19 protein-coding genes and 1 pseudogene are annotated in these 22,513 nt (G+C 59.1%); 12 read left to right on the top strand and 8 right to left on the bottom strand.

What is annotated here, in order from left to right:
- Nucleotides 1-34: 34 nt before the first annotated feature.
- Together PG896_RS10425 and lrp are read right to left on the bottom strand one after the other, a co-directional pair.
- Complete coding sequence (locus PG896_RS10425) at nt 35-2,539, bottom strand: DNA translocase FtsK (protein WP_201872084.1); 2,505 nt, start codon at nt 2,537-2,539, stop codon at nt 35-37.
- A 189-nt stretch (nt 2,540-2,728) separates the two neighbouring features.
- Nucleotides 2,729-3,220 carry a leucine-responsive transcriptional regulator Lrp gene (gene lrp / locus PG896_RS10420; RefSeq protein ID WP_005300047.1) on the bottom strand — a complete coding sequence of 164 codons (492 nt, stop codon included), beginning with the start codon at nt 3,218-3,220 and terminating at the stop codon, nt 2,729-2,731.
- Between the two features lie 150 nt (nt 3,221-3,370).
- Here lrp and ald point away from each other — a divergent pair, with 150 nt between their 5' ends.
- The 3 genes from ald (at nt 3,371) to PG896_RS10405 (ending at nt 6,920) form a co-directional block, all read left to right on the top strand.
- Nucleotides 3,371-4,486, top strand: coding sequence for an alanine dehydrogenase (gene ald / locus PG896_RS10415; protein WP_010674517.1), 1,116 nt, complete (start codon nt 3,371-3,373; stop codon nt 4,484-4,486).
- 183 nt (nt 4,487-4,669) lie between these two features.
- Nucleotides 4,670-5,620 carry a thioredoxin-disulfide reductase gene (gene trxB / locus PG896_RS10410; RefSeq protein ID WP_270835683.1) on the top strand — a complete coding sequence of 317 codons (951 nt, stop codon included), beginning with the start codon at nt 4,670-4,672 and terminating at the stop codon, nt 5,618-5,620.
- 58 nt (nt 5,621-5,678) lie between these two features.
- Nucleotides 5,679-6,920: a diguanylate cyclase gene (locus PG896_RS10405; RefSeq protein ID WP_029314438.1), complete on the top strand. Its 1,242-nt coding sequence runs from the start codon at nt 5,679-5,681 to the stop codon at nt 6,918-6,920.
- Between the two features lie 82 nt (nt 6,921-7,002).
- Here the strand turns inward: PG896_RS10405 and PG896_RS10400 are convergent, their stop codons facing one another.
- Nucleotides 7,003-7,473, bottom strand: coding sequence for a glycine zipper 2TM domain-containing protein (locus tag PG896_RS10400; protein WP_010674514.1), 471 nt, complete (start codon nt 7,471-7,473; stop codon nt 7,003-7,005).
- Nucleotides 7,474-7,490: 17 nt separating this feature from the next.
- Here PG896_RS10400 and aat point away from each other — a divergent pair, with 17 nt between their 5' ends.
- The 3 genes from aat (at nt 7,491) to infA (ending at nt 9,198) form a co-directional block, all read left to right on the top strand.
- The gene (gene aat, locus PG896_RS10395; protein ID WP_210539046.1) at nt 7,491-8,198 is read left to right on the top strand and encodes a leucyl/phenylalanyl-tRNA--protein transferase; all 708 of its coding nucleotides are present in this window, start codon (nt 7,491-7,493) and stop codon (nt 8,196-8,198) included.
- Nucleotides 8,195-8,911 (top strand): arginyltransferase, encoded by a 717-nt coding sequence (locus tag PG896_RS10390; protein ID WP_010674512.1) that lies wholly within the window; start codon nt 8,195-8,197, stop codon nt 8,909-8,911. Before aat ends, PG896_RS10390 begins: the two co-directional genes overlap by 4 nt.
- A gap of 68 nt (nt 8,912-8,979) precedes the next feature.
- Nucleotides 8,980-9,198 carry a translation initiation factor IF-1 gene (gene infA / locus PG896_RS10385; protein WP_005300033.1) on the top strand — a complete coding sequence of 73 codons (219 nt, stop codon included), beginning with the start codon at nt 8,980-8,982 and terminating at the stop codon, nt 9,196-9,198.
- A 69-nt stretch (nt 9,199-9,267) separates the two neighbouring features.
- Here the strand turns inward: infA and clpA are convergent, their stop codons facing one another.
- Both clpA and clpS read right to left on the bottom strand, forming a co-directional pair.
- Nucleotides 9,268-11,520, bottom strand: a complete 2,253-nt coding sequence (gene clpA, locus PG896_RS10380; RefSeq protein ID WP_128273140.1) for an ATP-dependent Clp protease ATP-binding subunit ClpA — start codon at nt 11,518-11,520, stop codon at nt 9,268-9,270.
- 60 nt (nt 11,521-11,580) lie between these two features.
- Nucleotides 11,581-11,898 (bottom strand): ATP-dependent Clp protease adapter ClpS, encoded by a 318-nt coding sequence (gene clpS, locus PG896_RS10375; protein WP_124245184.1) that lies wholly within the window; start codon nt 11,896-11,898, stop codon nt 11,581-11,583.
- Nucleotides 11,899-12,126: 228 nt separating this feature from the next.
- Here clpS and cspD point away from each other — a divergent pair, with 228 nt between their 5' ends.
- Nucleotides 12,127-12,345, top strand: coding sequence for a cold shock-like protein CspD (gene cspD, locus PG896_RS10370; protein ID WP_010674510.1), 219 nt, complete (start codon nt 12,127-12,129; stop codon nt 12,343-12,345).
- Between the two features lie 116 nt (nt 12,346-12,461).
- Here cspD and asd read toward each other — a convergent pair whose 3' ends face one another.
- Entirely contained in the window at nt 12,462-13,574 is a 1,113-nt protein-coding gene (asd, locus tag PG896_RS10365) for an aspartate-semialdehyde dehydrogenase (RefSeq protein WP_103243235.1), read from the bottom strand.
- Nucleotides 13,575-13,913: 339 nt separating this feature from the next.
- On the opposite strand from asd, the gene sugE reads away from it, so the two are divergent.
- Entirely contained in the window at nt 13,914-14,228 is a 315-nt protein-coding gene (gene sugE / locus PG896_RS10360; RefSeq protein ID WP_041211362.1) for a quaternary ammonium compound efflux SMR transporter SugE, read from the top strand.
- 216 nt (nt 14,229-14,444) lie between these two features.
- Here sugE and PG896_RS10355 read toward each other — a convergent pair whose 3' ends face one another.
- Nucleotides 14,445-15,128, bottom strand: a complete 684-nt coding sequence (locus PG896_RS10355) for a B3/B4 domain-containing protein (protein ID WP_039039002.1) — start codon at nt 15,126-15,128, stop codon at nt 14,445-14,447.
- A 335-nt stretch (nt 15,129-15,463) separates the two neighbouring features.
- Between PG896_RS10355 and ycaO the strand changes: the two genes are divergently transcribed.
- The 3 genes from ycaO (at nt 15,464) to pflB (ending at nt 20,779) form a co-directional block, all read left to right on the top strand.
- The gene (gene ycaO / locus PG896_RS10350) at nt 15,464-17,224 is read left to right on the top strand and encodes a 30S ribosomal protein S12 methylthiotransferase accessory factor YcaO (protein ID WP_010674506.1); all 1,761 of its coding nucleotides are present in this window, start codon (nt 15,464-15,466) and stop codon (nt 17,222-17,224) included.
- 382 nt (nt 17,225-17,606) lie between these two features.
- Entirely contained in the window at nt 17,607-18,455 is an 849-nt protein-coding gene (focA, locus tag PG896_RS10345; RefSeq protein WP_010674505.1) for a formate transporter FocA, read from the top strand.
- Between the two features lie 41 nt (nt 18,456-18,496).
- Complete coding sequence (pflB, locus tag PG896_RS10340; protein ID WP_010674504.1) at nt 18,497-20,779, top strand: formate C-acetyltransferase; 2,283 nt, start codon at nt 18,497-18,499, stop codon at nt 20,777-20,779.
- A gap of 665 nt (nt 20,780-21,444) precedes the next feature.
- Here the strand turns inward: pflB and PG896_RS10335 are convergent.
- On the bottom strand, nt 21,445-21,900 hold the full coding sequence (locus PG896_RS10335) for a YcgN family cysteine cluster protein (protein ID WP_203762095.1): 456 nt from the start codon (nt 21,898-21,900) through the stop codon (nt 21,445-21,447).
- A 225-nt stretch (nt 21,901-22,125) separates the two neighbouring features.
- On the opposite strand from PG896_RS10335, the pseudogene PG896_RS10330 reads away from it, so the two are divergent.
- A pseudogene (locus PG896_RS10330) lies at nt 22,126-22,513 on the top strand (IS1595-like element ISKpn3 family transposase); the annotation flags it as partial.

The following is a 22,513-nucleotide window of genomic DNA, read 5'->3' as shown; positions in this document are numbered from 1 at the left end:
GCCCGCAGAGGGCATGGCCAGGATGATGTGAGGCTTAGTCACGGACCGGCGGCGGTGCCAGCACGTCGCGCTGGCCGTTGCCACCCGGGGCACTGACGATGCCCTGGTTTTCCATCTGCTCGATGAGACGGGCCGCCCGGTTGTAACCGATCTTGAACTTGCGCTGGACGCTGGAGGTGGAGCCACGACGGGATTCCACCACGAAGGCCACCGCCTCGTCGAACAGGGGATCGAGCTCTTCATCGCCGCCCCCGCCGAAGTCGCCACCGCCGCCCTCGCCGTCCGACTCACCGGAGAGGATCTCGTCGATGTAATCCGGCTCACCACGCAGTTTCCAGTCCGCCACCACCTTGTGTACCTCGTGGTCATCGACGAAGGCACCGTGGACACGGGTGGGGTTGGAGGTGCCGGCAGGCATGTAGAGCATGTCACCCATGCCGAGCAGGGATTCGGCGCCCCCCTGGTCCAGGATGGTGCGGGAATCAATCTTGCTCGACACCTGGAAGGAGATACGGGTCGGGATGTTGGCCTTGATGAGACCGGTAATGACATCCACCGACGGACGCTGGGTCGCGAGGATAAGGTGAATACCGGCCGCCCGCGCCTTCTGGGCGATACGGGCGATAAGCTCCTCCACCTTCTTGCCGACGATCATCATCATGTCGGCGAACTCGTCCACCACCACCACGATGTGGGGCAGTTTTTCCAGCTCCGGCGGCATCTGATCCATGGAGTCGCCCGGGCGCCACAGGGGGTCGACCAGGGGATCCCCCACCTCGATGGCGGCCAGCACCTTGTCGTTGTACCCCTTGAGGTTGCGCACCCCGACCGCGGACATCAGCTTGTAACGACGCTCCATCTCGCCTACGCACCAGCGCAGGGCGTTGGCGGCATCCTTCATGTCGGTGACCACCTCGGTCAGCAGATGCGGAATGCCTTCATAGACCGAGAGCTCCAGCATCTTGGGGTCGATCATGATGAAGCGCAGATCCTCGGGGGAGGATTTGTAGAGCATGGAGATGATCATGGTGTTCACCCCCACCGACTTGCCCGAGCCCGTGGTACCCGCCACCAGCAGGTGGGGCATCTTGGCGAGGTTCACCACCACGGGTTCCCCCGCGATGTCCTGACCCAGCCCCATGGTGAGCGGATTGCGGCTGGCCGCGAACGCCTCGCAGTCGAGGGTTTCCCGCAGGTAGACGGTCTGGCGTACCCGGTTGGGCAGCTCGATCCCGACGAACGTCTTGCCCGGGATCACTTCCACCACCCGCACGCTGCTGGCAGAGAGAGAACGGGCGAGATCCCGGGAAAGATTGGTGATCTTGCTCGCCTTCATGCCCGGCGCCAGGTCCAGCTCGAAGCGGGTAATGACGGGACCCGGATAGACGCCCACCACCTTGGCCTGCACGTTGTAATCGGCGAGCTTCGCCTCCACCAGCCGGCCCATGCGCTCCAGCTCGTCCTTGCTCATCATCTGGGTCTTGGCGGGCGGCCTGTCCAACAGATCGATGCTCGGCAAAGGGGCCAGACCGGGCTGGGGACGGCGCTTGGCTTTCACCGGCGCAGCGGCAACGGGAGCATCGGGTTCGTCATCCCCCTCCGCCCAGGGCAAGTCGAGGTCATCTTCTTCCTGGCGCACGGCAGGACGCGGACGGCCATTGGCCACGCGCTTGCCCTTGGCGGCAGGCGCCGGAGCCTCGTCCTCTTCGTCGTCAAACTGCGGATCGAACTGGAAGGTGTCTTCGTCAAGCTCCGGCAGCCATTCGTCAGCTTTTGTCTTTTGAGCGCGATTCTTCGCCTTGGGGTTGCGTGTCCAGCTGCCGTGGGGGTCTTCGTCATCCTCTTCCTGATCGAAGCTTCCCACGCCCCCTTCCAGCAGGGGATCCGGCCCCTCATAGCGGGGCTGACGCCAGCCACCGGTGAGCCAGCGGCCAAGAGTGGTGGGGAAATGGTAGATGGCGCTGACTGAGCCGGTGCAGGCGGCACCGATGCGCTCGACGATGGTGAGCCAGGACCAGCCGGTAAAGAGGGTGATGCCGGTCGCCACGAAGCAGAGCAGCATCAGGTTGGCCCCCACGCCGCCAAACAGCGGCACCACGGCGGAGGCGATCACATCCCCCACCAGGCCGCCGGCGGAAAAGTTCTGCAAGTCGTTGAAGTTCATGCTGGCGATGGCGGACATGCCAAGCACCGTCAGCACGAAGCCGATGATCCGTACCGACAGAGTGAGGTAATCCACTTCCAGCAGCTTGCTCGGGCGCCAGAACAGGCTCCAGCCAAGCAGCACCACCAGAGGGGGCACCAGATAGGAGAAGGCCCCGAAGGTAAACATGGTGATGTCGGCGAGCCAGGCACCGGCGCTGCCCGCGAGGTTTTTCACCTCCCCTTGCCAGGAGGTTTGCGACCAGCCGGGATCGGCGGGATGGTAGGTCAGCAGGGCAAGCAAAAGATAGGCAGCCATCAGGGTGATGGCGATCAAGACGGCCTCGAAGATCCGTTGTGTACCTGATAAAGGAGTAAACAGCTTTTTATCGGCCAAACTCCGGCTCCTTTGTGAAAACATGAATGCGGGGATAGGGGGCCTAGTATCCCTGAAAAGCCCACCGATTGTCAGCCAGTGCCTGAGGGCGGGCCTGAAACTCTCTATAAGAAGAAACGAGCGGACCGGCCGCTCGTTTCTGACTATCGTGACTCGTCATGGAACTTGCAAGTCACAGCACAACCCCGCTTATCGGGTGCTGATCACCAGACGACTGCTCTGTTTGACCTCTTCCATCACCACGTAGGTGCGGGTGTCGTTGACGCCCGGCAGACGCAGCAGGGTTTCACCCAGCAGGCGGCGGTAAGCGGACATGTCGCTGACGCGGGTCTTGAGCAGATAGTCGAAATCACCGGACACCAGATGGCACTCCTGGATCTCTTCGAGCACCTGAACAGCCTTGTTGAACTGCTCGAACACATCGGGGGCGCCACGATTGAGGGTAATTTCCACGAACACCAGCAGAGACGCGTCCAGATAATGAGGGTTCAGAATGGCGGCATATCCTTCGATATACCCTTGTCGCTCCAGGCGACGAACCCGTTCCAGACACGGTGTGGGACTCAGGCCAACTCGTTTGGACAACTCAACGTTCGAAATCCTGCCATCCTTTTGCAGTTCATTCAGAATGTTGCGGTCAATCCTGTCCAAATCCTTTAGCCGACTCTTAGCTTCCATCATTTAATTCCATCCTTTGGCTATTTTTTGGTAAGAATCACCAGTCATTTTATAATAATGGTCACAAATCCTGTCAATACCTGAATATACTAGGCGCAAATGTCGCTTAACATCTAGGCAACATAAACCACCAATCGATAGACGAGGGATAGCATGATTATCGGTGTACCTAAGGAAATAAAAAACCATGAATATCGCGTAGGCATGGTTCCGGCCAGTGTACGTGAACTGACAGCACGAAACCATACTGTTTTCGTCCAAAGCGGCGCAGGAAATGGCATTGGGTTCAGTGACGCAGATTATCTGGCTGCCGGAGCCGAGATCCTGGCCTCCGCTGCCGAAGTTTTCGCCAAGGCGGAGATGATCGTCAAGGTCAAGGAACCCCAGGCAGTGGAACGGGCCATGCTGCGTCCTGGCCAGACCCTCTTTACCTATCTGCACCTGGCGCCGGACCTGGCCCAGACCCAGGATCTCATCGACAGTGGTGCCGTCTGCATCGCCTATGAAACCGTCACGGACGGTCGTGGCGGTCTGCCCCTGCTGGCCCCCATGTCGGAAGTGGCTGGACGCATGTCTATTCAGGCCGGTGCCCAGGCACTGGAGAAATCCCGTGGCGGCAGCGGCGTGCTGCTCGGTGGTGTGCCCGGTGTAGAACCGGCCAAGGTGGTGATCATCGGTGGTGGTGTGGTGGGCTCCAACGCAGCCCGCATGGCCGTCGGCCTGCGTGCCGACGTCACCATCCTCGACAACAACGTCGATACCCTGCGCCGTCTCGACAGCGAGTTCCAAGGGGCTGCCAAGGTGGTCTACTCCAACCGCGAGACCCTGGAGCGCCATCTGCTGGCGGCGGACCTGGTCATCGGCGGCGTGCTGGTGCCTGGCGCCACTGCGCCAAAACTTGTCAGCCGTGACCACATTGCTCGCATGAAACCCGGTGCGGCCATCGTGGACGTGGCCATCGATCAGGGCGGCTGTGTCGAGACCTCCCATGCCACCACCCATGAAGATCCCACCTTCATCGTCGACGAGGTGGTGCACTACTGCGTGGCCAACATGCCGGGTGCCGTGGCGCGGACCTCCACCGTGGCCCTGAACAACGCCACCCTCCCCTTCATCATCAAGCTGGCCGAACAGGGCTATCGCAACGCTCTGCTCGCCGATCCCCACCTGTTGCACGGCCTGAACGTGATGGCGGGCAAAATCACCTGCAAGGAGGTTGCCGTGGCCCACAACCTGGCTTACACGGATCCCCTGACCCTGCTGAACTGATCGCGTCCCTGCAAAGGGAGGTAGATGAGTGAAAATCCGCCCGCGATGGGCGGTTTTTTTATGCCTGCCATCCCCGGCTCACCCCTCTTGTTGGCGATTGCCCCAATCGATGCGCTGGCCTTTGACCACGGATCACGAATTACCTACAATCGCGCAAACTCATCACGTCTCGGAAATCACATCATGAGCCAAGTCACTCACAGCAAACTGCTGATCCTGGGATCCGGTCCGGCAGGTTACACTGCGGCCGTCTATGCCGCTCGCGCCAACCTCAATCCCCTGCTCATCACCGGCATGCAGCAAGGTGGTCAGCTGACCACCACCACCGAAGTGGAAAACTGGCCAGGGGACGCGGAAGGGCTGACCGGCCCGGCCCTGATGGAGCGCATGAAAGAGCATGCAGAGAAGTTCGATACCCGCATCCTCTTTGATCACATCAATGAAGTGACGCTGACCGAGCGTCCCTTCCGCCTCAAGGGCGACAACAGTGAATACACCTGCGATGCGCTGATCCTCGCCACCGGCGCCTCCGCCAAATATCTGGGTCTGCCCTCCGAAGAGGCCTTCAAGGGCCGCGGCGTCTCCGCCTGCGCCACCTGTGACGGCTTCTTCTACCGCAATCAGGAAGTGGCCGTGGTCGGCGGCGGCAACACCGCCGTGGAAGAGGCACTCTATCTGGCCAACATCGCCAAGAAGGTGCACCTCATTCATCGCCGCGACGAGTTCCGCGCCGAGAAGATCCTGATCAAGCGCCTCAACGACAAGGTCGAGAGCGGCAATATCGTCCTGCACACCCATCAGACCCTGGACGAAGTACTGGGTGACGACATGGGCGTCACCGGCGTGCGCCTGCGCAGCACCCGGGATGACACCACCTCCGAGCTGCCGCTGATGGGGGTCTTCATCGCCATCGGTCACCAGCCCAACACCCAGATCTTCGAAGGGCAGCTGGCGATGGAAAACGGCTATCTGAAAGTGCGTGGCGGACTGGAAGGGTTCGCAACCCAGACCAGTATCCCGGGCGTGTTCGCCGCCGGCGACGTGGCCGATCACGTCTACCGCCAGGCGATCACCTCCGCAGGAACCGGCTGCATGGCCGCCCTCGATGCAGAGCGATATCTGGACGCACAATAATCGGAAGGATATAAAGGGCATGCCAGTTGGCATGCCCTTTTTTATTGCAAGGAGCAGGATGAAACGAAAAATAATGATAGTGGAAGACAGCCTGACGGTACGCCGCATGCTGACCCAGGCCATTGCGCAACAGACCGGACTGGAAATCGACGCCTTCGATACCCTTGAAGGGGCTCGCGATTGCCATGGGGAAGATTATGTGGTCGCCCTGGTGGATCTCACCCTGCCGGACGCCCCCGGCGGAGAGGCTGTCAATGTGCTGAGGGAGCGTGGGCTGCCGGTGGTGATCCTGACGGCCGACATCAGTGAAGAGAAGCGGGAAGCCTGGCTGGAGGCCGGGGTGCTGGACTATGTGATGAAGGATTCACGTCACTCCCTGCAATATGCCGTCGGTCTGGTGCACCGCCTCTACCTCAACCAGGCCATCGAAGTATTGGTGGTCGACGATTCACGCACCTCCCGTCACCGTACCGCGGCCCAGTTGCGCAAGCAGTTATTGCAGGTGCACGAGGCCAATTCAGCCCGCGATGCGCTGGCGCAGCTCGAGCAGCACCCCGCCATTCGCCTGATGCTGGTGGACTACTACATGCCGGAGATCGACGGCATCAGCTTGGTGCGAATGCTGCGCGAGCGCTACAGCAAGCAGCAGCTCGCCATCATCGGCATCTCGGTGTCGGACAAACACGGCCTCTCGGCACGCTACCTCAAGCAAGGGGCGAATGATTTTCTCAATCAGCCCTTTGAACCCGAGGAGCTGCAGTGCCGAGTCAGCCACAACCTGGAGGCCCTTGAGCAGTTCAACAATATCCAGGAATCGGCCAACCGAGACTACCTGACCGGGCTTTACAACAGACGCTACTGGTTCAACGAGGGTCAAAAGTGGTTCGAGGAGCATCAGCGCCATCAGGCGCAGCTCTCCCTGTGCGTGCTCGATGTGGATCACTTCAAGCAGGTCAATGATCACTGGGGGCACGCCATCGGCGATCAGCTGCTCTGTCATCTGGCCAGGCTGCTCACCCAGTTCTTCCCGGATGCCATGATAGCCCGATTCGGTGGTGAAGAATTTGCCCTGATGGTGCCCCACTGCCCCGTTCCCGTGCTGCTCAAGCGACTGGAAGGGCTTCGTCTGCAAATGCGTCAGCAACCGCTGTCGCGGGAGATATCGCTCTTTGTACGCGCCAGTTTCGGCGTCATCAATGTCGGGCGGCTCTCCATGGACGAGGCGCTGAGCGAGGCAGATCGCCAGTTGTATCAGGCAAAGAATACCGGGCGAGACAAGATAGTCTGTCAGGACGTCTGAGCAAGCATCAGCAGAGGCACTCCGTGTAGTACCGCCCGGCGCCCCTGTGTGGCGGCCGCCGGGTCAATCCCTTCTTCACCGTTCAATAGGTCTTGTCGACCCGCACTCCATCGTTGAAATAGAGGATGCGTACCTTGTCGCCCTGCGCAAAGACCATGGCCGGATCGTAATCCTGGATCACGTTGATGAGCCCATTCTGCTCGTTGCGGATCAGCAGCTCCACCAGCTTGTTCTCCACCACGCTGCCCCCTGACTGAAACTGCTGCACCGCCGCCGCTCCCGCCAGTGCCCCGACCGCAGTGGCAATCTCCCGCCCGTGCCCACCGCCAAACTGGTTGCCGAGCAGCCCGCCAAGCACGGCCCCTCCCAGCGTTTTCCAGCCGGAATGCTCTGATTCCACCATCTGGCGCTGGGTGATGTTGCGCACCGCATCCACCTGGCCGAAGACCACCTGCTCCACCGGACGCGCCGTGTTGCGTTCATACACCGCACTCCAGGCCGGTGCCGTGACAAAGCCAAGCAAGCTGGATACTATCAGGATAATGGCCTTCATCTATGAACCTCTGCCTTATGTCTCGCTATCTTACCGAACTGGATGATGAGCTGTGCTGGTTTCCCTCCCCCAGCCATGCGCTGGAAGAGCCCAACGGGCTGCTCGCGATTGGGGGAGATCTCTCCCCCACTCGATTGCTGGCAGCTTACCACAGCGGGATCTTTCCGTGGAATGAACCCCATCAGCCACTGCTGTGGTGGTCACCGGATCCCAGGGGAGTCATCGTGCCCGAGGAACTCCACATCGGCCGCAGCCTGCAGAAGTGTTTGCGCCGCACCCCCTTCGAGATTTACATCAATCGCGCCTTTGATGACGTCATTGCAGCCTGCGCCGCCCCCCGTCGCACCGCCAGCGGCACCTGGATAAGTGCCCCCATGATCGACGCCTATCGGCGCCTTCATCGCCTCGGTCATGCCCACTCCATCGAGGTCTGGCAGGATGATCAGTTGCAGGCAGGCCTCTATGGTCTCTCCCTGGGTCGACTCTTTTGTGGTGAATCCATGTTCAGCCGCATCGACAATGGCGCCAAACTGGCCATGGTGGCCCTCTGTCGCCACTTTGCAGGGCACGGCGGTGCCCTCATCGACTGCCAGATGCAAAACGACTTTCTGGCCACGCTGGGCGTCCAGGAGTGGCCAAGGCAGCGCTTTCTGACCACCCTGGCCACCCTGACCCGGCAACCGTTGCAAGAGGGATGCTGGCAACCGAGGAGAATCAGCCTATGAGTGAAGAAGTGATCCTCAAGGTCGGGCTGACCCCCAGGCACCCGTGCAGCTACCTCGGTCACGAGCAGGAGCAGTTGCTGGTCCTGATGGACCATGAATTGCTCAACGCCGCCGGGTACGAACGGCTGCTGACGGCAGGATTCCGGCGCAGTGGCAACGACATCTATCGTCCTCACTGCCCCGCCTGCAGCGCCTGCCAATCCTTGCGCATACACAGTGAACGCTTCACCCCGAGCCGTGGGCAGAAACGCATCCGCCAGTTGAACCGAGATCTCGAACTCGTGCTGAGCTATGACGACAAGCCCGAGTATTACCAGCTCTATGAACGCTATATCCGTGAGCGCCATAGGGATGGCAGCATGTATCCACCGAGCCGGACCCAATACAAGGGGTTCCTGCACTGCGACTGGATGCCCCCCCTCTATCTGGAGATGCGCAAGGAGGGACGCCTCATCGGCGTGGCCACCACGGACCTGCTTCCCCACTCTCTGAGCGCCATGTACACCTTCTTCGACCCCGACTATGCCGACCGGTCGCTCGGCACCTTCGCCATCCTGAGCCAGTTGGAACTGGCCAGACGTACCGGTCGTCAGTGGCTCTATCTGGGGTATCTGGTGGAGGAGTGCCGCAAGATGAATTACAAGCGCCAATACCTGCCCCATGAGCTGCTGGTACAGGGCGAATGGAAAAAAATCGACACCAAGCCCGAGTAAACTTTACACATAGCCTTAAATCCGGCATGATCCAGCGGTTTTTTGTTGTGGCTTATCAAGAGGATTCAATGGCTAAAGAAGACAGTATTGAGATGCAGGGTACCATTCTCGAAACCTTGCCCAATACCATGTTCCGTGTGGAACTGGAAAATGGTCACGTGGTTATCGCTCATATTTCCGGCAAGATGCGCAAAAACTACATCCGTATCCTGACTGGGGACAAAGTAACGGTGGCTCTGACTCCGTACGATCTCTCCAAGGGACGTATTGTTTTCCGCTCTCGCTAAGCCAGGAATTCAGCAAAAAACCCCAGCCTCTCGGTTGGGGTTTTTTGTCATTTCCGGCCTTGCTCACAGTCAGTGAGAGACAGCTTCAACGTTGACCTGAAAATCAAAGCTGAGGCTGTTGTTCACCAGCTCGACCTTCACGATGCCGCCATCGACCAGGGAACCGAACAGGATCTCGTTGGCCAGGGGCTTCTTGAGGTGCTCCTGAATGACCCGGCCCATGGGTCTTGCCCCCATTGCCCTGTCATACCCTTTCTCTGCCAACCAGTGGCGCGCCTCTTCAGACACCTCCAGTGAAACGCCCTTGGCATCCAGCTGAACCTGCAACTCGACGATGAACTTGTCGACCACCTGATGGATCACTCTCATGTCGAGATGGTTGAACCAGATGGTGTGATCGAGCCGGTTGCGGAACTCCGGACTGAACGTCTTGTTGATCACCGCCATGGCATCGTGGCTCATGTCCTGCTGCTGGAAACCGATGGACTTGCGCTGGGTCTCCTGAACCCCTGCGTTGGTGGTCATCACCAGGATCACATTGCGAAAATCTGCCTTGCGCCCGTTGTTGTCCGTCAGGGTACCGTTGTCCATCACCTGCAGCAGCAGGTTGAAGACATCCGGGTGCGCCTTCTCGATCTCGTCAAGCAGCACGACGGAGTGCGGATGCTTGAGGACGGAGTCGGTCAACAGCCCTCCCTGCTCGAATCCCACGTAACCGGGAGGAGCCCCGATCAACCGGGACACGGTATGGCGTTCCATGTATTCCGACATGTCAAATCGCAATACCTCGACCCCGAGCGCCTTGCCCAGTTGCTGGGTCACTTCGGTCTTGCCCACCCCGGTCGGGCCGGCAAACAGGAAGCAGCCCACAGGTCGACGTTCGTTGCCAAGCCCTGAACGTGACAACCGAATGGCATCGGTCAGCACCTCGATGGCCTTGTCCTGCCCGAACACCACCATCTTGAGATTACGCTCCAGGTTCTTCAGCACTTCCTTGTCGGAGGAGGAGACAGATTTCTCGGGAATACGGGCAATCTTGGCAACAATGGCTTCGATTTCCGGCACATTGATCACCTTCTTGCGCTTGCTGACGGGCAAGAGGCGTTGCCCTGCCCCCGCTTCGTCGATGACGTCGATGGCCTTGTCAGGCAGATGGCGATCATTGATGTACTTGGCGGAGAGCTCCACCGCCGCCCGGATCGCCTTGACGGTGTAACGCACGCCATGGTGAGACTCATAACGGCTCTTGAGTCCCATCAGAATGCGAGTGGTGTCGTCTACTGTGGGTTCGACGATGTCGATCTTCTGGAAGCGGCGAGCAAGGGCCCTGTCCTTCTCGAAGATCTGGGCATATTCCTGGTAGGTGGTGGAGCCCACGCAGCGCAGCAAACCATTGGAGAGCAGCGGCTTGATGAGGTTGGCCGCATCCAGCTGGCCACCGGAAGCCGCACCAGCGCCAATGATGGTGTGGATCTCGTCGATGAAGAGGATGGCCCCCTCCTGACGTTCAATCTGCTTGAGCAGCACCTTGAGGCGCTTCTCGAAGTCACCACGATACTTGGTGCCCGCCAGCAGGGAGCCCATGTCCAGGGAGTAGATGGTGCTACCCGCAATCACCTCGGGCACATCCCCCTTGACGATACGGTAGGCAAGCCCTTCGGCGATGGCGGTCTTGCCCACGCCGGCTTCCCCGACCAGCAAGGGGTTGTTCTTGCGGCGGCGGCACAATACCTGAATGGTGCGATTGAGCTCCTGATCACGGCCGATGAGCGGATCGATGCGCCCCTCCAGCACCAGCTGGTTGAGGTTGGTGGCAAAGCTTTCTATCTGGGCAGAGGATACCTCGTCATCAGATTCCGCATTGTTGCCACCACTCTCGGGCTTGTTGTCCTTGCGCACCCCGTGGGACAGGAAGTTCACCACATCCAGGCGGCTTATTTCGGCTTTTTTCAGGAAGTAGGCGGCCTGGGACTCTTGTTCGCTGAAGATGGCGACCAGGACATTGGCACCGCTCACCTCGGTATTGCCGGACGACTGGACATGGAAGACGGCACGTTGCAGCACGCGCTGGAAGCCCAGCGTCGGCTGGGTTTCCCTGTCTTCGTCGTCACGGGGGATGAGCGGGGTCGTTTGATTGATGAAGGCGCGGATCTCTTTGCGCATCTGTTCCACATCCGCACCACATGAACTCAGCGCCTCATGGGCTGAGCTGTTATCCAGCAGGGCCAACAACAGGTGCTCGACGGTCATGAATTCGTGGCGCTCGTCACGGGCCAGCTTGAAAGCCTCGTTCAGCGTCTTTTCTAGATCTTTGTTCAACATAGGCACCTCCCCTCAGTACAACAACAATGCGGTGTCGTTATCGCCATCAAGTCATCAGATTCAAGCCTTTTCCATGGTACATAGCAGTGGATGTTCGTTGTTACGTGAATAGGTGTTGACCTGGACCACTTTGGTCTCGGCAATCTCGGCGGTAAATGTGCCGCAGACTCCCTTACCACTATAATGCACGCTCAGCATCACCTGAGTGGCCTTCTCCAGATCCATACCAAAGAACCTTTGCAGCACCTCCACCACGAACTCCATCGGTGTGTAGTCGTCGTTGTTCAGGACGACCTTGTACATGGGTGGCGGTTGCAGCGTCGTTTTCTCTGCCTCTGCAATCTCTTCGTTAGCAAAGAGTTCTTTCTGCTTGCTCATAGTTGCGCTTTGGTACCTCTAGATTACTACCGTGTCGCTCAAGATTGTCAATAGACTTGTTAACCAGATCACATCGGTTGTTAACAACTTCTTGACTCGCTTAAAAGTTGGACTAGATTGGTTACTTGCTAATCGGCGCCCGTCTGCTACGGGGTCATGCCCTAGTTATATAAGGCTGGCGCAGGTTACTCAACGACTTCAGGGTAATCAATAAAAGGATGTAGATGTATGGCAACCGGAACAGTCAAGTGGTTCAACAACGCAAAAGGATTTGGGTTTATCTGTCCGGAAGGCGGTGGTGAAGACATCTTCGCTCACTACTCCACGATTCAAATGGAAGGTTACAAGACCTTGAAAGCAGGTCAGGCAGTCAACTTTGAACTGCAGCAGGGGCCGAAAGGAAATCATGCCTCTGTCATCGTGCCAAACGAAGCACAGAACATCTAAGAGTCAAACTGGATAAATTAAAAAGCGGCATCCCAAGGGATGCCGCTTTTTTATGGACAGGCACGAAGAGGGGAACAAGAAAGGCCAAGCCTTCCCTGTTCCCTGCTGCCGCTACCTCAGCGGGCCAGCAGGATGTTGAGCATACGGCGCAGCGGCTCGGCGGCGCCCCACAGCAGCTGGTCACCCACGGTGAAGGCGGCCAGGTACTCCGGGCCCATGTTGAGCTTGCGCAGACGACCCACCGGGATGCTGAGGGTGCCGGTGACGGCGGCCGGGGTCAGCTCGCGGGCGGTGATGTCTCGATCGTTGGGGATCACCTTGACCCAGTCGTTGTGGGCAGCCAGCAGGGATTCGATTTCGGCCAGCGGCACGTCTTTTTTCAGCTTGATGGTGAAGGCCTGGCTGTGGCAGCGCAGGGCGCCGATGCGCACGCACAGACCATCCACCGGAATGGCGGCGTTTTCGATACCCAGGATCTTGTTGGTCTCGGCCTGGCCTTTCCACTCTTCACGGCTCTGGCCGTTGTCGAGCTTGGTGTCGATCCAGGGGATGAGGCCACCGGCCAGCGGCACACCGAAGTTGTCCACCGGCAGGGTGCCGGAGCGGGTCTTCTCGGTGATCTTGCGCTCGATGTCGAGGATGGCGGAGGCGGGATCCGCCAGCTCCACCGCCACTTCATCCCGCAGCATGCCCATCTGGGTGACCAGCTCGCGCATGTGGCGGGCACCACCACCGGAGGCCGCCTGATAGGTGGCCACGCTCACCCACTCCACCAGATCGGCCTTGAACAGGCCACCCAGGGCCAGCAGCATCAGGCTGACGGTGCAGTTGCCGCCAACGAAGGTCTTGATGCCGTTGTTCAGGGCATCCTCGATGACGTCGCCGTTGACCGGATCCAGGATGATAACCGCGTCCTTCTCCATGCGCAGGGAGGAGGCGGCGTCAATCCAGTAGCCCTGCCAGCCGGCGGCTTTCAGGCGCGGATAGACATCCTTGGTGTAGTCGCCGCCCTGGGCGGTGATGATGACGTCCTGTGCGGCCAGCGCCTCGAGATCGAAGGCGTCCTGCAAGGTGCCGGCATCGACACCAAAATTGGGGGCGGCCTCACCGGCCTGGGAGGTGGTGAAGAAGGTGGGTTGAATGCGGGCAAAATCCTTCTCTTCCTGCATCCGGCTCATCAAGACCGAACCCACCATGCCACGCCAACCGACCAAACCTACTTTTTTCATAATGTCCTACCCTGGATAGCTGCTTATAGAAATCGTGTGTGGTACCCGTGACCCCTGCCTTGGCGCCAGCCGTTTACAAGGGATTCACAATATATGAGTTGCAAAAAATGCGTCTGTCCACATTACGGATTGTGACGGCGGGCGCAAGTCGAATTGCGCAATATTCTGTGCCATTCGCTGCAATATCCGTCGGCCTGGCCGACCTGCGGGCAGCCGGTTGGCATCCTGCCTCCAGTTGGGGCATCATTGAGACCGACCGGCAGCCCCGCTGCCCCTCGGGGACGGCCCCGAGGCCTCCTGATACGCAGGGACGACCCTGCTTCCTGCGGAATCTGCTTTATGTCGTGGTTGCTATTGCTGTTGGCCGGCCTGTTCGAGGTCGCCTGGGCCATCGGCCTCAAGTACACCGACGGTTTCAGCCGTCCCCTCCCCACCCTGCTGACCCTGATCGCCATGGCCGTGAGCGTGCTGCTGCTCGCCATGGCGGTCAAACAGTTGCCCCTTGGTACCGCCTACGCAGTCTGGACCGGCATCGGCGCGGTCGGCACCGTGCTGATGGGGATCTGGCTGTTCAACGAACCGGCCACCCTGGCCCGGGTGCTCTGCCTGCTGCTGATCATCGGCGGGATCCTGGGTCTGAAATTCATCGGTTAGGCGCGCTGAAAGGGCCGGGTACACCGGCCCCGACGTGGCAAGCTCCAGGGGACGATGTCAGCCCGGCGTGTTGCCGTGTTCCTCTGCTTGCTGATGTGTTCGCAGGCGGTGGGTAAAGGCGGGCGGCACAGACGTGGCATGGCGAGCAAGATCCTCCCCATGACCGCCCGGGCGAGCATGAGGCGCCTCCTTTTATCTTTTCGTCTGCTCCTTCAATCACTCCACCAGCGTCTGCTCGATGCGGGCCCCAGGCATCATCTGCGTAAGACCGGCAATCAGCCTGTCGCCGGCCTCCCACAAGGCCGTGCGCGGCATCGGCGGCAGACACTCCAGAATGAACCACATCCGGGGGGAAGAGAGGCTCAGGCGAGTGCGGATCCCCTGGCGCCAGTTCCAGCGGCGACAGGTGACGCCGAGATCGTCCCGCCACACCACCTCTCCGGGAGCCGGTGCCTCCTGGGTTGGCAGCCCTTCTTTGAGGGTGTCAAAGCATTCGCTGCCATCGGCAATCACCAGGCGCGGCGCTCCCACATAGGCCGCCAGATCCTCCCCGCCCACGGGAATGGCATACTCGATGCTGATGGCGTTGTAGAGATCGACCACGGGATCGATGGCGGGCAAGACGCCATCGCGCAGCACCCGCTTGCGCAGTGCCTGGGCCGAGCAGGGCGTGCGGGCAGGCTTGGCGCCAAACCCCTTGAATACCTGATCCCAGGCGGCCAGATGTTCAAGGGCCCAGGGGGCCTCGTCGGTGCCAAGGGCCGCACATGCCCGGGCCAGGGCCCGCTCCCCCACCAGAGTGTCAATCACGGGGGCGGCTTCCACCACGATGCTGAGGGCACAAAAGCCCGGCGCCAACCTGGCTATCTCGGGGTCGATACGGGGGATCATCGGGAACATTCAGCACTCCTGGTCAAGGTTCATCAAGACGGGGGGGCGGAACGGGCACGGGCGTTCCCCTCTTTTCCTCCCCCCACCAACGGTTGACGCCATGATGAAGGGCACAGGGTCATAATAAAATTTACTTTATCTTAATTGTGTTAAGTAAAACTGATGACCCAACCCTCTTTCCCATGAAAAATCGCCGCCCCGCAGCGCACCACCCGACCCCACTGCCACACCCCGCCCCTCCAATGCAGACCTGGGCAAACCCACACCATTGCCCTGGCCGCTTTCCCCGTCACTCATGCTATTATCTGCGTCCAAACATGAGCCCATAAAATCAGGACATTGTGATGACCGACCACACTTTTATTCCCGGCAAGGACGCAGCGCTGGAAGATTCCATTGAACGCTTCCAGACCAAGCTGCAAGCCCTGGGGTTTGATATCGAAGAGGCCTCCTGGCTCAACCCCGTGCCCAACGTCTGGTCCGTGCACATCCGGGACAAGGAGTGCGCTCTCTGCTTCACCAACGGCAAGGGTGCCAGCAAGAAGGCGGCGCTCGCCTCCGCCCTTGGCGAATATTTCGAGCGTCTCTCCACCAACTACTTCTTCGCCGACTTCTACCTGGGCGAGCAGGTAGCCAATGGCGACTTCGTCCACTACCCGAACGAGAAGTGGTTCCCCATCGAGGGGGATCAGCTGCCCGCCGGGCTGCTCGACTCCTTCACCCGCAAGTTCTACAACCCGGACGGGGAAGTGACCGCCGACATGCTGGTGGACCTGCAATCCGGCAACGAGGAGCGCGGCATCGTCGCCCTGCCCTTCGAGCGCCAGTCTGATCACCAGACCGTCTACATCCCGATGAACATCGTCGGCAACCTGTATGTTTCCAACGGCATGAGCGCCGGCAACACCCGCACCGAAGCCCGCACCCAGGGGCTGTCGGAGGTGTTCGAGCGCCACGTGAAGAACAAGATCATCGCCGAGGCCATCAGCCTGCCCCAGATCCCGGGCGAGGTCATCGCCCGTTACCCCGGCATCAAGGCGTCCATCGATGCGCTGGAGGCCGAAGGCTTCCCCATCTACAGCTTCGATGCCTCCCTCGGCGGCCGTTATCCGGTCATCTGCGTGGTGCTGCTCAACCCGAGCAACGGCACCTGCTTTGCCTCCTTCGGCGCCCACCCGCGCTTCGAGGTCGCCTTCGAACGCACCGTCACCGAACTGCTGCAAGGGCGCAGCCTCAAGGATCTGGACGTCTTCGTGCCGCCGTCGTTCGACAACGAGCAGGTGGCGGATCACCACAACCTGGAGACCCACTTCATCGACTCCTCCGGCCTCATCAGCTGGGATCTGTTCAAGGAAGAGTCCGACTTCGAGTTTGCCGACTGGGACTTCCGTGGCACCTCGCAAGAGGAGTTCGACCACCTGATCGGCATCTTCCACGAGCTGGAGCAGCCGGTCTACATCGCCGACTACGAGCACCTGGGGGTCTACGCCTGCCGTATTCTGGTGCCCGGCATGTCCGACATCTATCCGGTGGAAGATCTGCTACTGGCCAACAACACCATGGGGGCCCACCTGCGGGAGACCATCCTGGCGCTGCCGGCGCTCGAGTGGGACGCAGAGCAGTACATGGCCCTGTTCGACCAGCTGGATGAAGAGGGTCACGACGAGCGGACCCGGGTGCGCGAGCTGCTCGGCATCGCCGCCGCCAAGGGCACTGCCCTGCACACCCTGCGCGTCGGTGAGCTCAAAGCCATGCTGGCGCTGGCCGCAGGCGACCTGGAGAGCGCCCTCGACCTCATCGACTGGACCATGGAGTTCAACCAGTCGGTGTTCCCGGCGGATCGGGCCGCTTACTACCGCGCCCTGCGCGCCTGCGTCGAGCTTTTCCTCGACGAGGAACGCGACCCCGAGCAGTACCGCCCGGTGTTCGCCCGCATGTTCGGGGAAGAGACCCTGGCACAGGCGTGGGCCAACGCCCGCGGCGAGGCGCGCTTCCACGGGTTGGAAGCCGCCGATCTCTCCCTCTCCCAGTTCCCGCTGCACCAGAAACTGCTGGCCGCTTACGAGAAATTGCAAAAAGCCAAACGAATCCACACCTGGAACTGATATGCTGATATGACGAAGGGGCCCTGAGGGCCCCTTCTGTTTTATGGTCTACGCTTTGGCTGGCCGTGCCACAAAGATGAAATAAAAGACAAAAAATACCTCTTAGGGGGTTGTTAATTTGGCACTCATGGTGCAGTGCGGCCGCAAAGGTGCCTGGCCGGTACTTTTTTAAGGGTGTCCTTTATAAGTTCTTAAAAATCATAAAATTAATAACAGACTCATTTCTGTTTCACCTGAAACCTGGTGTAAAGAAACGCTTCCGGATGGCGAAAAACCCTGTAGTAAAATTACATTCACAATCTGTAATTCTTGATCGGAGTCAATTTTGGGGATCAGCCCCTTTGTTATGATTTCCACAGGCAAAATATGCAGGTACTGAGAATTGAAAGCAGAATCTCCCTTTGATTGTCTGAAGCCCGAAGCCATCGCCGCCCTGGCCGAAGACATTACCTATGCCAAGGCCACCAAGCCCGCATACAAGGTCATTCCCCTGGCCATCACCGCTGGCGCCTTCATCGCCATCGCCTTCGTCTTCTATATCACCGTCACCACGGGCTCAAGCGGCATGGCCTGGGGCATGTCCAAGCTGGTGGGCGGCATCTGCTTCTCCCTCGGTCTCATCCTCTGCGTCCTGCTCGGCGCCGAACTGTTCACCTCCACTACCCTCACCCTGGTAGCCAAGGCGGCGAATCGCATCAGCTGGGCCCAGTTGCTCAAGAACTGGGGACTGGTCTACTTCGGCAACCTCATCGGCGGTCTCATCATCGTCGGCCTCATCATCATGTCGGCGGAATACACGGCAGCGGATGGTCAGTGGGGGCTGAACGCCATGAAAGTGGCCCAGCACAAGATCCATCACACCTTCTTCGAGGCCGTGGCCCTTGGCATCCTCTGCAACCTCATGGTGTGTCTCGCCGTGTGGATGGCCTTCGGCGCCCGCAGCGCCACCGACAAGGTGATGGTGATGCTGCTTCCCGTCGCCATGTTCGTGGCCTCCGGTTTTGAGCACAGCATTGCAAACATGTTTATGATCCCGGTCGGTATCGCCATCCACAGCGTCGCGAGCCCGGAATTCTGGCAGGCCATCGGTCAGGATCCGGCGACCTTTGCCGACCTGACCGTGTCCAACTTCGTCCTGCACAACCTCATCCCTGTCACCATAGGTAATATCATTGGTGGTGGCGTCATGGTTGGGCTGACTTACTGGTTTATCTTCCGTCGCCATCATTAAGGATGGCGGCAGACACATAAATACCTTGAGAGGTAATGAAAATGGCAGAACTTAACGAACAGTTCCAAAAAGCATGGGAAGGCTTCGCAGCCGGTGAATGGCAGACCTCTGTCAACACCCGTGACTTCATCCAGAAGAACTACACCCCGTATGAAGGTGACGAGTCCTTCCTGGCTGGCGCGACCGAAGCCACCACCAAGCTGTGGGACAAGGTCATGGAAGGCATCAAGATCGAGAACCGCACTCACGCGCCGGTCGATTTTGATACCGACCTGCCCTCCACCATTACCGCTCACGATGCCGGCTATATCGACCAGAGCCTGGAGCAAATCGTTGGTCTGCAGACCGACAAGCCGCTCAAGCGCGCCATCATCGCCAACGGCGGTATCAAGATGGTCAAGACCTCTTGCGAAGTGTACGGTCGTCAGCTTGACCCCATGGTCGAGAAGATCTTCACCGAGTACCGCAAGACTCACAACCAGGGCGTGTTCGACGTCTACACCAAAGACATCCTGAACTGCCGCAAGTCCGGCGTCATCACCGGTCTGCCGGATGCCTACGGCCGTGGCCGTATCATCGGTGACTACCGTCGTGTTGCCCTGTACGGTATCGACTTCCTGATGGCCGACAAACTGGCTCAGTTCAAGTCCCTGCAGGCTGACCTGGAAAACGGTGTCAACCTGGAAGCCACCATCCGTCTACGCGAAGAGATCTCCGAGCAGCACCGTGCCCTGGCCCAGATGAAGGTGATGGCTGCCAAATATGGCTGCGACATCTCCGTACCGGCCAAGACCGCCAAAGAAGCAGTACAGTGGACCTACTTCGCCTACCTGGCGGCGGTCAAGTCCCAGAACGGCGCGGCCATGTCCTTCGGTCGTACCTCCAGCTTCCTGGACATCTACATCGAGCGTGACCTGCAAAAAGGCCTGATCACCGAGCAAGAAGCCCAGGAGCTGATGGACCACATGGTCATGAAGCTGCGTATGGTTCGCTTCCTGCGTACCCCGGAATACGATTCACTGTTCTCCGGCGACCCGATGTGGGCCACCGAGACCCTGGCCGGTATGGGCGTTGATGGCCGTACCCTGGTCACCAAGAACAGCTTCCGTATGCTGAACACCCTGTACACCATGGGCCCGTCCCCTGAGCCGAACCTGACCATCCTGTGGTCCGAGAAGCTGCCGGTCGGTTTCAAGAAGTACTGCGCCAAGGTATCCATCGAGACCTCTTCCGTTCAGTACGAGAACGACGACCTGATGCGTCCGGACTTCAACAACGATGACTACGCCATCGCTTGCTGTGTGTCCCCGATGATCGTCGGCAAACAGATGCAGTTCTTCGGTGCCCGTGCCAACCTGGCCAAGACCATGCTGTATGCAATCAACGGCGGTATGGACGAGAAGCTCAAGATCCAGGTCGGTCCGAAGACCGAAATGGTCACCTCCGAGTACCTCGATTACAACGACGTGATGGACAGACTGGATCACTTCATGGACTGGCTGGCCAAGCAGTATGTCGCCGCCCTGAACATCATCCACTACATGCACGACAAGTACAGCTACGAAGCCTCCCTGATGGCGCTGCACGACCGTGACGTCTATCGCACCATGGCCTGTGGTATCGCCGGTCTGTCCGTAGCCGCTGACTCCCTGTCTGCCATCAAGTACGCCAAGGTCAAGCCGGTACGTGATGCCGATGGCGTCTCCATCGACTTCGAAATCGAAGGCGAGTACCCGCAGTTCGGCAACAACGACGCTCGCGTCGATGACATCGCCTGCGACCTGGTCGAGCGCTTCATGAAGAAGATTCAGAAGCTGAACACCTACCGTGGTGCCGTGGCTACCCAGTCCGTGCTGACCATCACCTCCAACGTGGTGTACGGCAAGAAGACCGGTAACACCCCGGATGGCCGTCGTGCCGGTGCGCCGTTCGGCCCGGGTGCCAACCCGATGCACGGTCGTGACCAGAAGGGTGCCGTTGCTTCCCTGACTTCCGTTGCCAAGCTGCCGTTCGCTTACGCCAAAGATGGTATCTCCTATACCTTCTCCATCGTGCCGAACGCGCTGGGTAAAGACATGGAAGCCCAGAAAGCCAACCTGGCCGGCCTGATGGATGGTTACTTCCACCACGAAGCCAACCTGGAAGGTGGTCAGCACCTGAACGTCAACGTGATGAACCGTGAAATGCTGCTGGACGCCATGGAAAACCCGGAGAAATATCCGCAGTTGACCATCCGCGTATCCGGTTATGCCGTTCGCTTCAACTCCTTGACCAAGGAGCAACAGCAAGACGTCATCACCCGTACCTTCACCGCTTCTTTGTAATAGAGTCTCGGAGAACAAAAACCGGCGCCCAGGCGCCGGTTTTTTTATGGCTGTTTGGCAGTGTGCAAGCCGCTTCCCACCTCCCAGGCCGGCTGGCTCGTGGGCTCTGAGCCGCAGGCTCGGCCAGACGTTAGCCTCCTAACGCCCCTCTCTATGATGCCCCTCTCCACTCCTCTCCTGCGCTTGATGCACGGATGTGCCCACCGGCACTCAGGCACTCAGGCACTCAGGCACTCAGGTACTCAGAACAGCAGAACAGCAGAACAGCAGAACAGCAGAACAGCAGAACAGCAGAACAGCAGAACAGCAGAACAGCAGAACAGAGAAACGTTATCGTCGCGGACGCTGTAAAACATCCCCCGCCCCCTTCCCTCTCCCCTTGGGAGAGGGCCAGGCTGAGGAGAACAACACTACATCGCCAGAAGACGCCAGAAAGCAACAAGGGCAGCGGAGTGTGGACTCTGCTGCCCTTGTGTCTAAAAGCGATTGAACGAATACAGACGGCGTTAGAGACGGCTTCTCATCCCCCTCACTACGTTCATCTCACAGCAGAACTTTACACTACCTTTATCACAAAAACGCATCCCTTATATCCCAAAAACAACAGGGGCAGCGAAGTCTCACTCCCCTGCCCCTGTAGTAAGCAATAAACGGCGGATTAAGGCTTAGCTCGCCCAGGTAATGATATGGTCGGCCCAGTCACCAGCCTGCGCCTCGTGCACTACCTTGCCGCGCACCGACTGGCCGGCCTGGTGCATGGCGCTGCGGCTGCCGGTGATCAGCGGATGCCACTCTGGCAGGCTCTGCCCCTCCGCCAGCAGGCGGTAGGCGCAAGTCGACGGCAGCCAGTCATATTCGGCAATCTTGTCGTGGGTGATCTGCAGGCAGTCCGGCTCTTTTTTAAAGCGGTTGCCGTAGTCGGAGCACTGGCAGGTCTTGGTATTGAGCAGGTTGCAGGCCACGTTGGTGAACACCAGCTCCTCGGTGTCCTCGTCGATCAGCTTGTTCAGGCAGCACTTGCCGCAGCCGTCGCACAGGGACTCCCACTCGGTCATAGTCATCTGCTGCAGGCTCTTCACCTGCCAAAAGGGGGCGTTCTGCACGGGTTCACTCTGCTGCATAAAAATTGGCTCACTCAATACACTGACAAGCGCGTGGTTATACGCCCTATGGCCTGATTTTTCAAGGTTGGCAGAAGAACCTTGCTCGCCTACTCACTAGTAGCTGTCGGTAAAACAAGGGGAGACAAATAGATACAAGACAATAAATTTCCTAATTACCCATGATTAGCAGTCAGTTACCACGAACTATACTGATCTTACGTACAGTTATCGAGGTGCGAGATCATGGCCAAAAGCAAAATCCAATTCCAGAAAGGCTACAGCCTGTTTGAGTTTCTCAAGGACTATGGCACTGAGGCTCAGTGCGAAAACGCGCTGTTCACTTGGCGTTTTCCTAACGGCTTTGTCTGCCCTGAATGTGCCAACAAGACCTGTTGTCGCCTGAGAAGGCGGCCACGTGTGTGGCAATGCAATCACTGCCGTCACCAGATGTCATTGACTGGAAACACGATTTTCGCAAACACCAAGCTCCCACTGACCAAGTGGTTTCTGGCAATGCACCTGTTGTCACAAACCAAAACAGGCTTGTCAGCGATGGAGCTAAAGCGCCAGTTGGGCGTCAAATATGACACCGCCTGGATGCTCAAGCACAAGCTGCTGCAAGCCATGAAAG

It is taken from the genome of Aeromonas sp. QDB30 (assembly GCF_027707645.1).
Taxonomy (GTDB): domain Bacteria; phylum Pseudomonadota; class Gammaproteobacteria; order Enterobacterales; family Aeromonadaceae; genus Aeromonas; species Aeromonas caviae.
The sequence above is the reverse complement of the archived record's forward strand: the minus strand, read 5'-3'. Positions and strand labels throughout refer to the sequence as shown.

Coding starts and splice junctions, on each gene's coding strand:
- cspD (WP_010674510.1), top strand. CDS start 12,127: ATGGCAACCGGAACAGTCAAGTGGTTCAACAACGCAAAAGGATTTGGG.
- asd (WP_103243235.1), bottom strand. CDS start 13,574: ATGAAAAAAGTAGGTTTGGTCGGTTGGCGTGGCATGGTGGGTTCGGTC.
- PG896_RS10405 (WP_029314438.1), top strand. CDS start 5,679: ATGAAACGAAAAATAATGATAGTGGAAGACAGCCTGACGGTACGCCGC.
- infA (WP_005300033.1), top strand. CDS start 8,980: ATGGCTAAAGAAGACAGTATTGAGATGCAGGGTACCATTCTCGAAACC.
- sugE (WP_041211362.1), top strand. CDS start 13,914: ATGTCGTGGTTGCTATTGCTGTTGGCCGGCCTGTTCGAGGTCGCCTGG.
- ycaO (WP_010674506.1), top strand. CDS start 15,464: ATGACCGACCACACTTTTATTCCCGGCAAGGACGCAGCGCTGGAAGAT.
- PG896_RS10355 (WP_039039002.1), bottom strand. CDS start 15,128: ATGTTCCCGATGATCCCCCGTATCGACCCCGAGATAGCCAGGTTGGCG.
- clpS (WP_124245184.1), bottom strand. CDS start 11,898: ATGAGCAAGCAGAAAGAACTCTTTGCTAACGAAGAGATTGCAGAGGCA.
- ald (WP_010674517.1), top strand. CDS start 3,371: ATGATTATCGGTGTACCTAAGGAAATAAAAAACCATGAATATCGCGTA.
- PG896_RS10390 (WP_010674512.1), top strand. CDS start 8,195: ATGAGTGAAGAAGTGATCCTCAAGGTCGGGCTGACCCCCAGGCACCCG.
- lrp (WP_005300047.1), bottom strand. CDS start 3,220: ATGATGGAAGCTAAGAGTCGGCTAAAGGATTTGGACAGGATTGACCGC.
- aat (WP_210539046.1), top strand. CDS start 7,491: ATGTCTCGCTATCTTACCGAACTGGATGATGAGCTGTGCTGGTTTCCC.
- PG896_RS10335 (WP_203762095.1), bottom strand. CDS start 21,900: ATGCAGCAGAGTGAACCCGTGCAGAACGCCCCCTTTTGGCAGGTGAAG.
- trxB (WP_270835683.1), top strand. CDS start 4,670: ATGAGCCAAGTCACTCACAGCAAACTGCTGATCCTGGGATCCGGTCCG.
- pflB (WP_010674504.1), top strand. CDS start 18,497: ATGGCAGAACTTAACGAACAGTTCCAAAAAGCATGGGAAGGCTTCGCA.
- PG896_RS10400 (WP_010674514.1), bottom strand. CDS start 7,473: ATGAAGGCCATTATCCTGATAGTATCCAGCTTGCTTGGCTTTGTCACG.
- clpA (WP_128273140.1), bottom strand. CDS start 11,520: ATGTTGAACAAAGATCTAGAAAAGACGCTGAACGAGGCTTTCAAGCTG.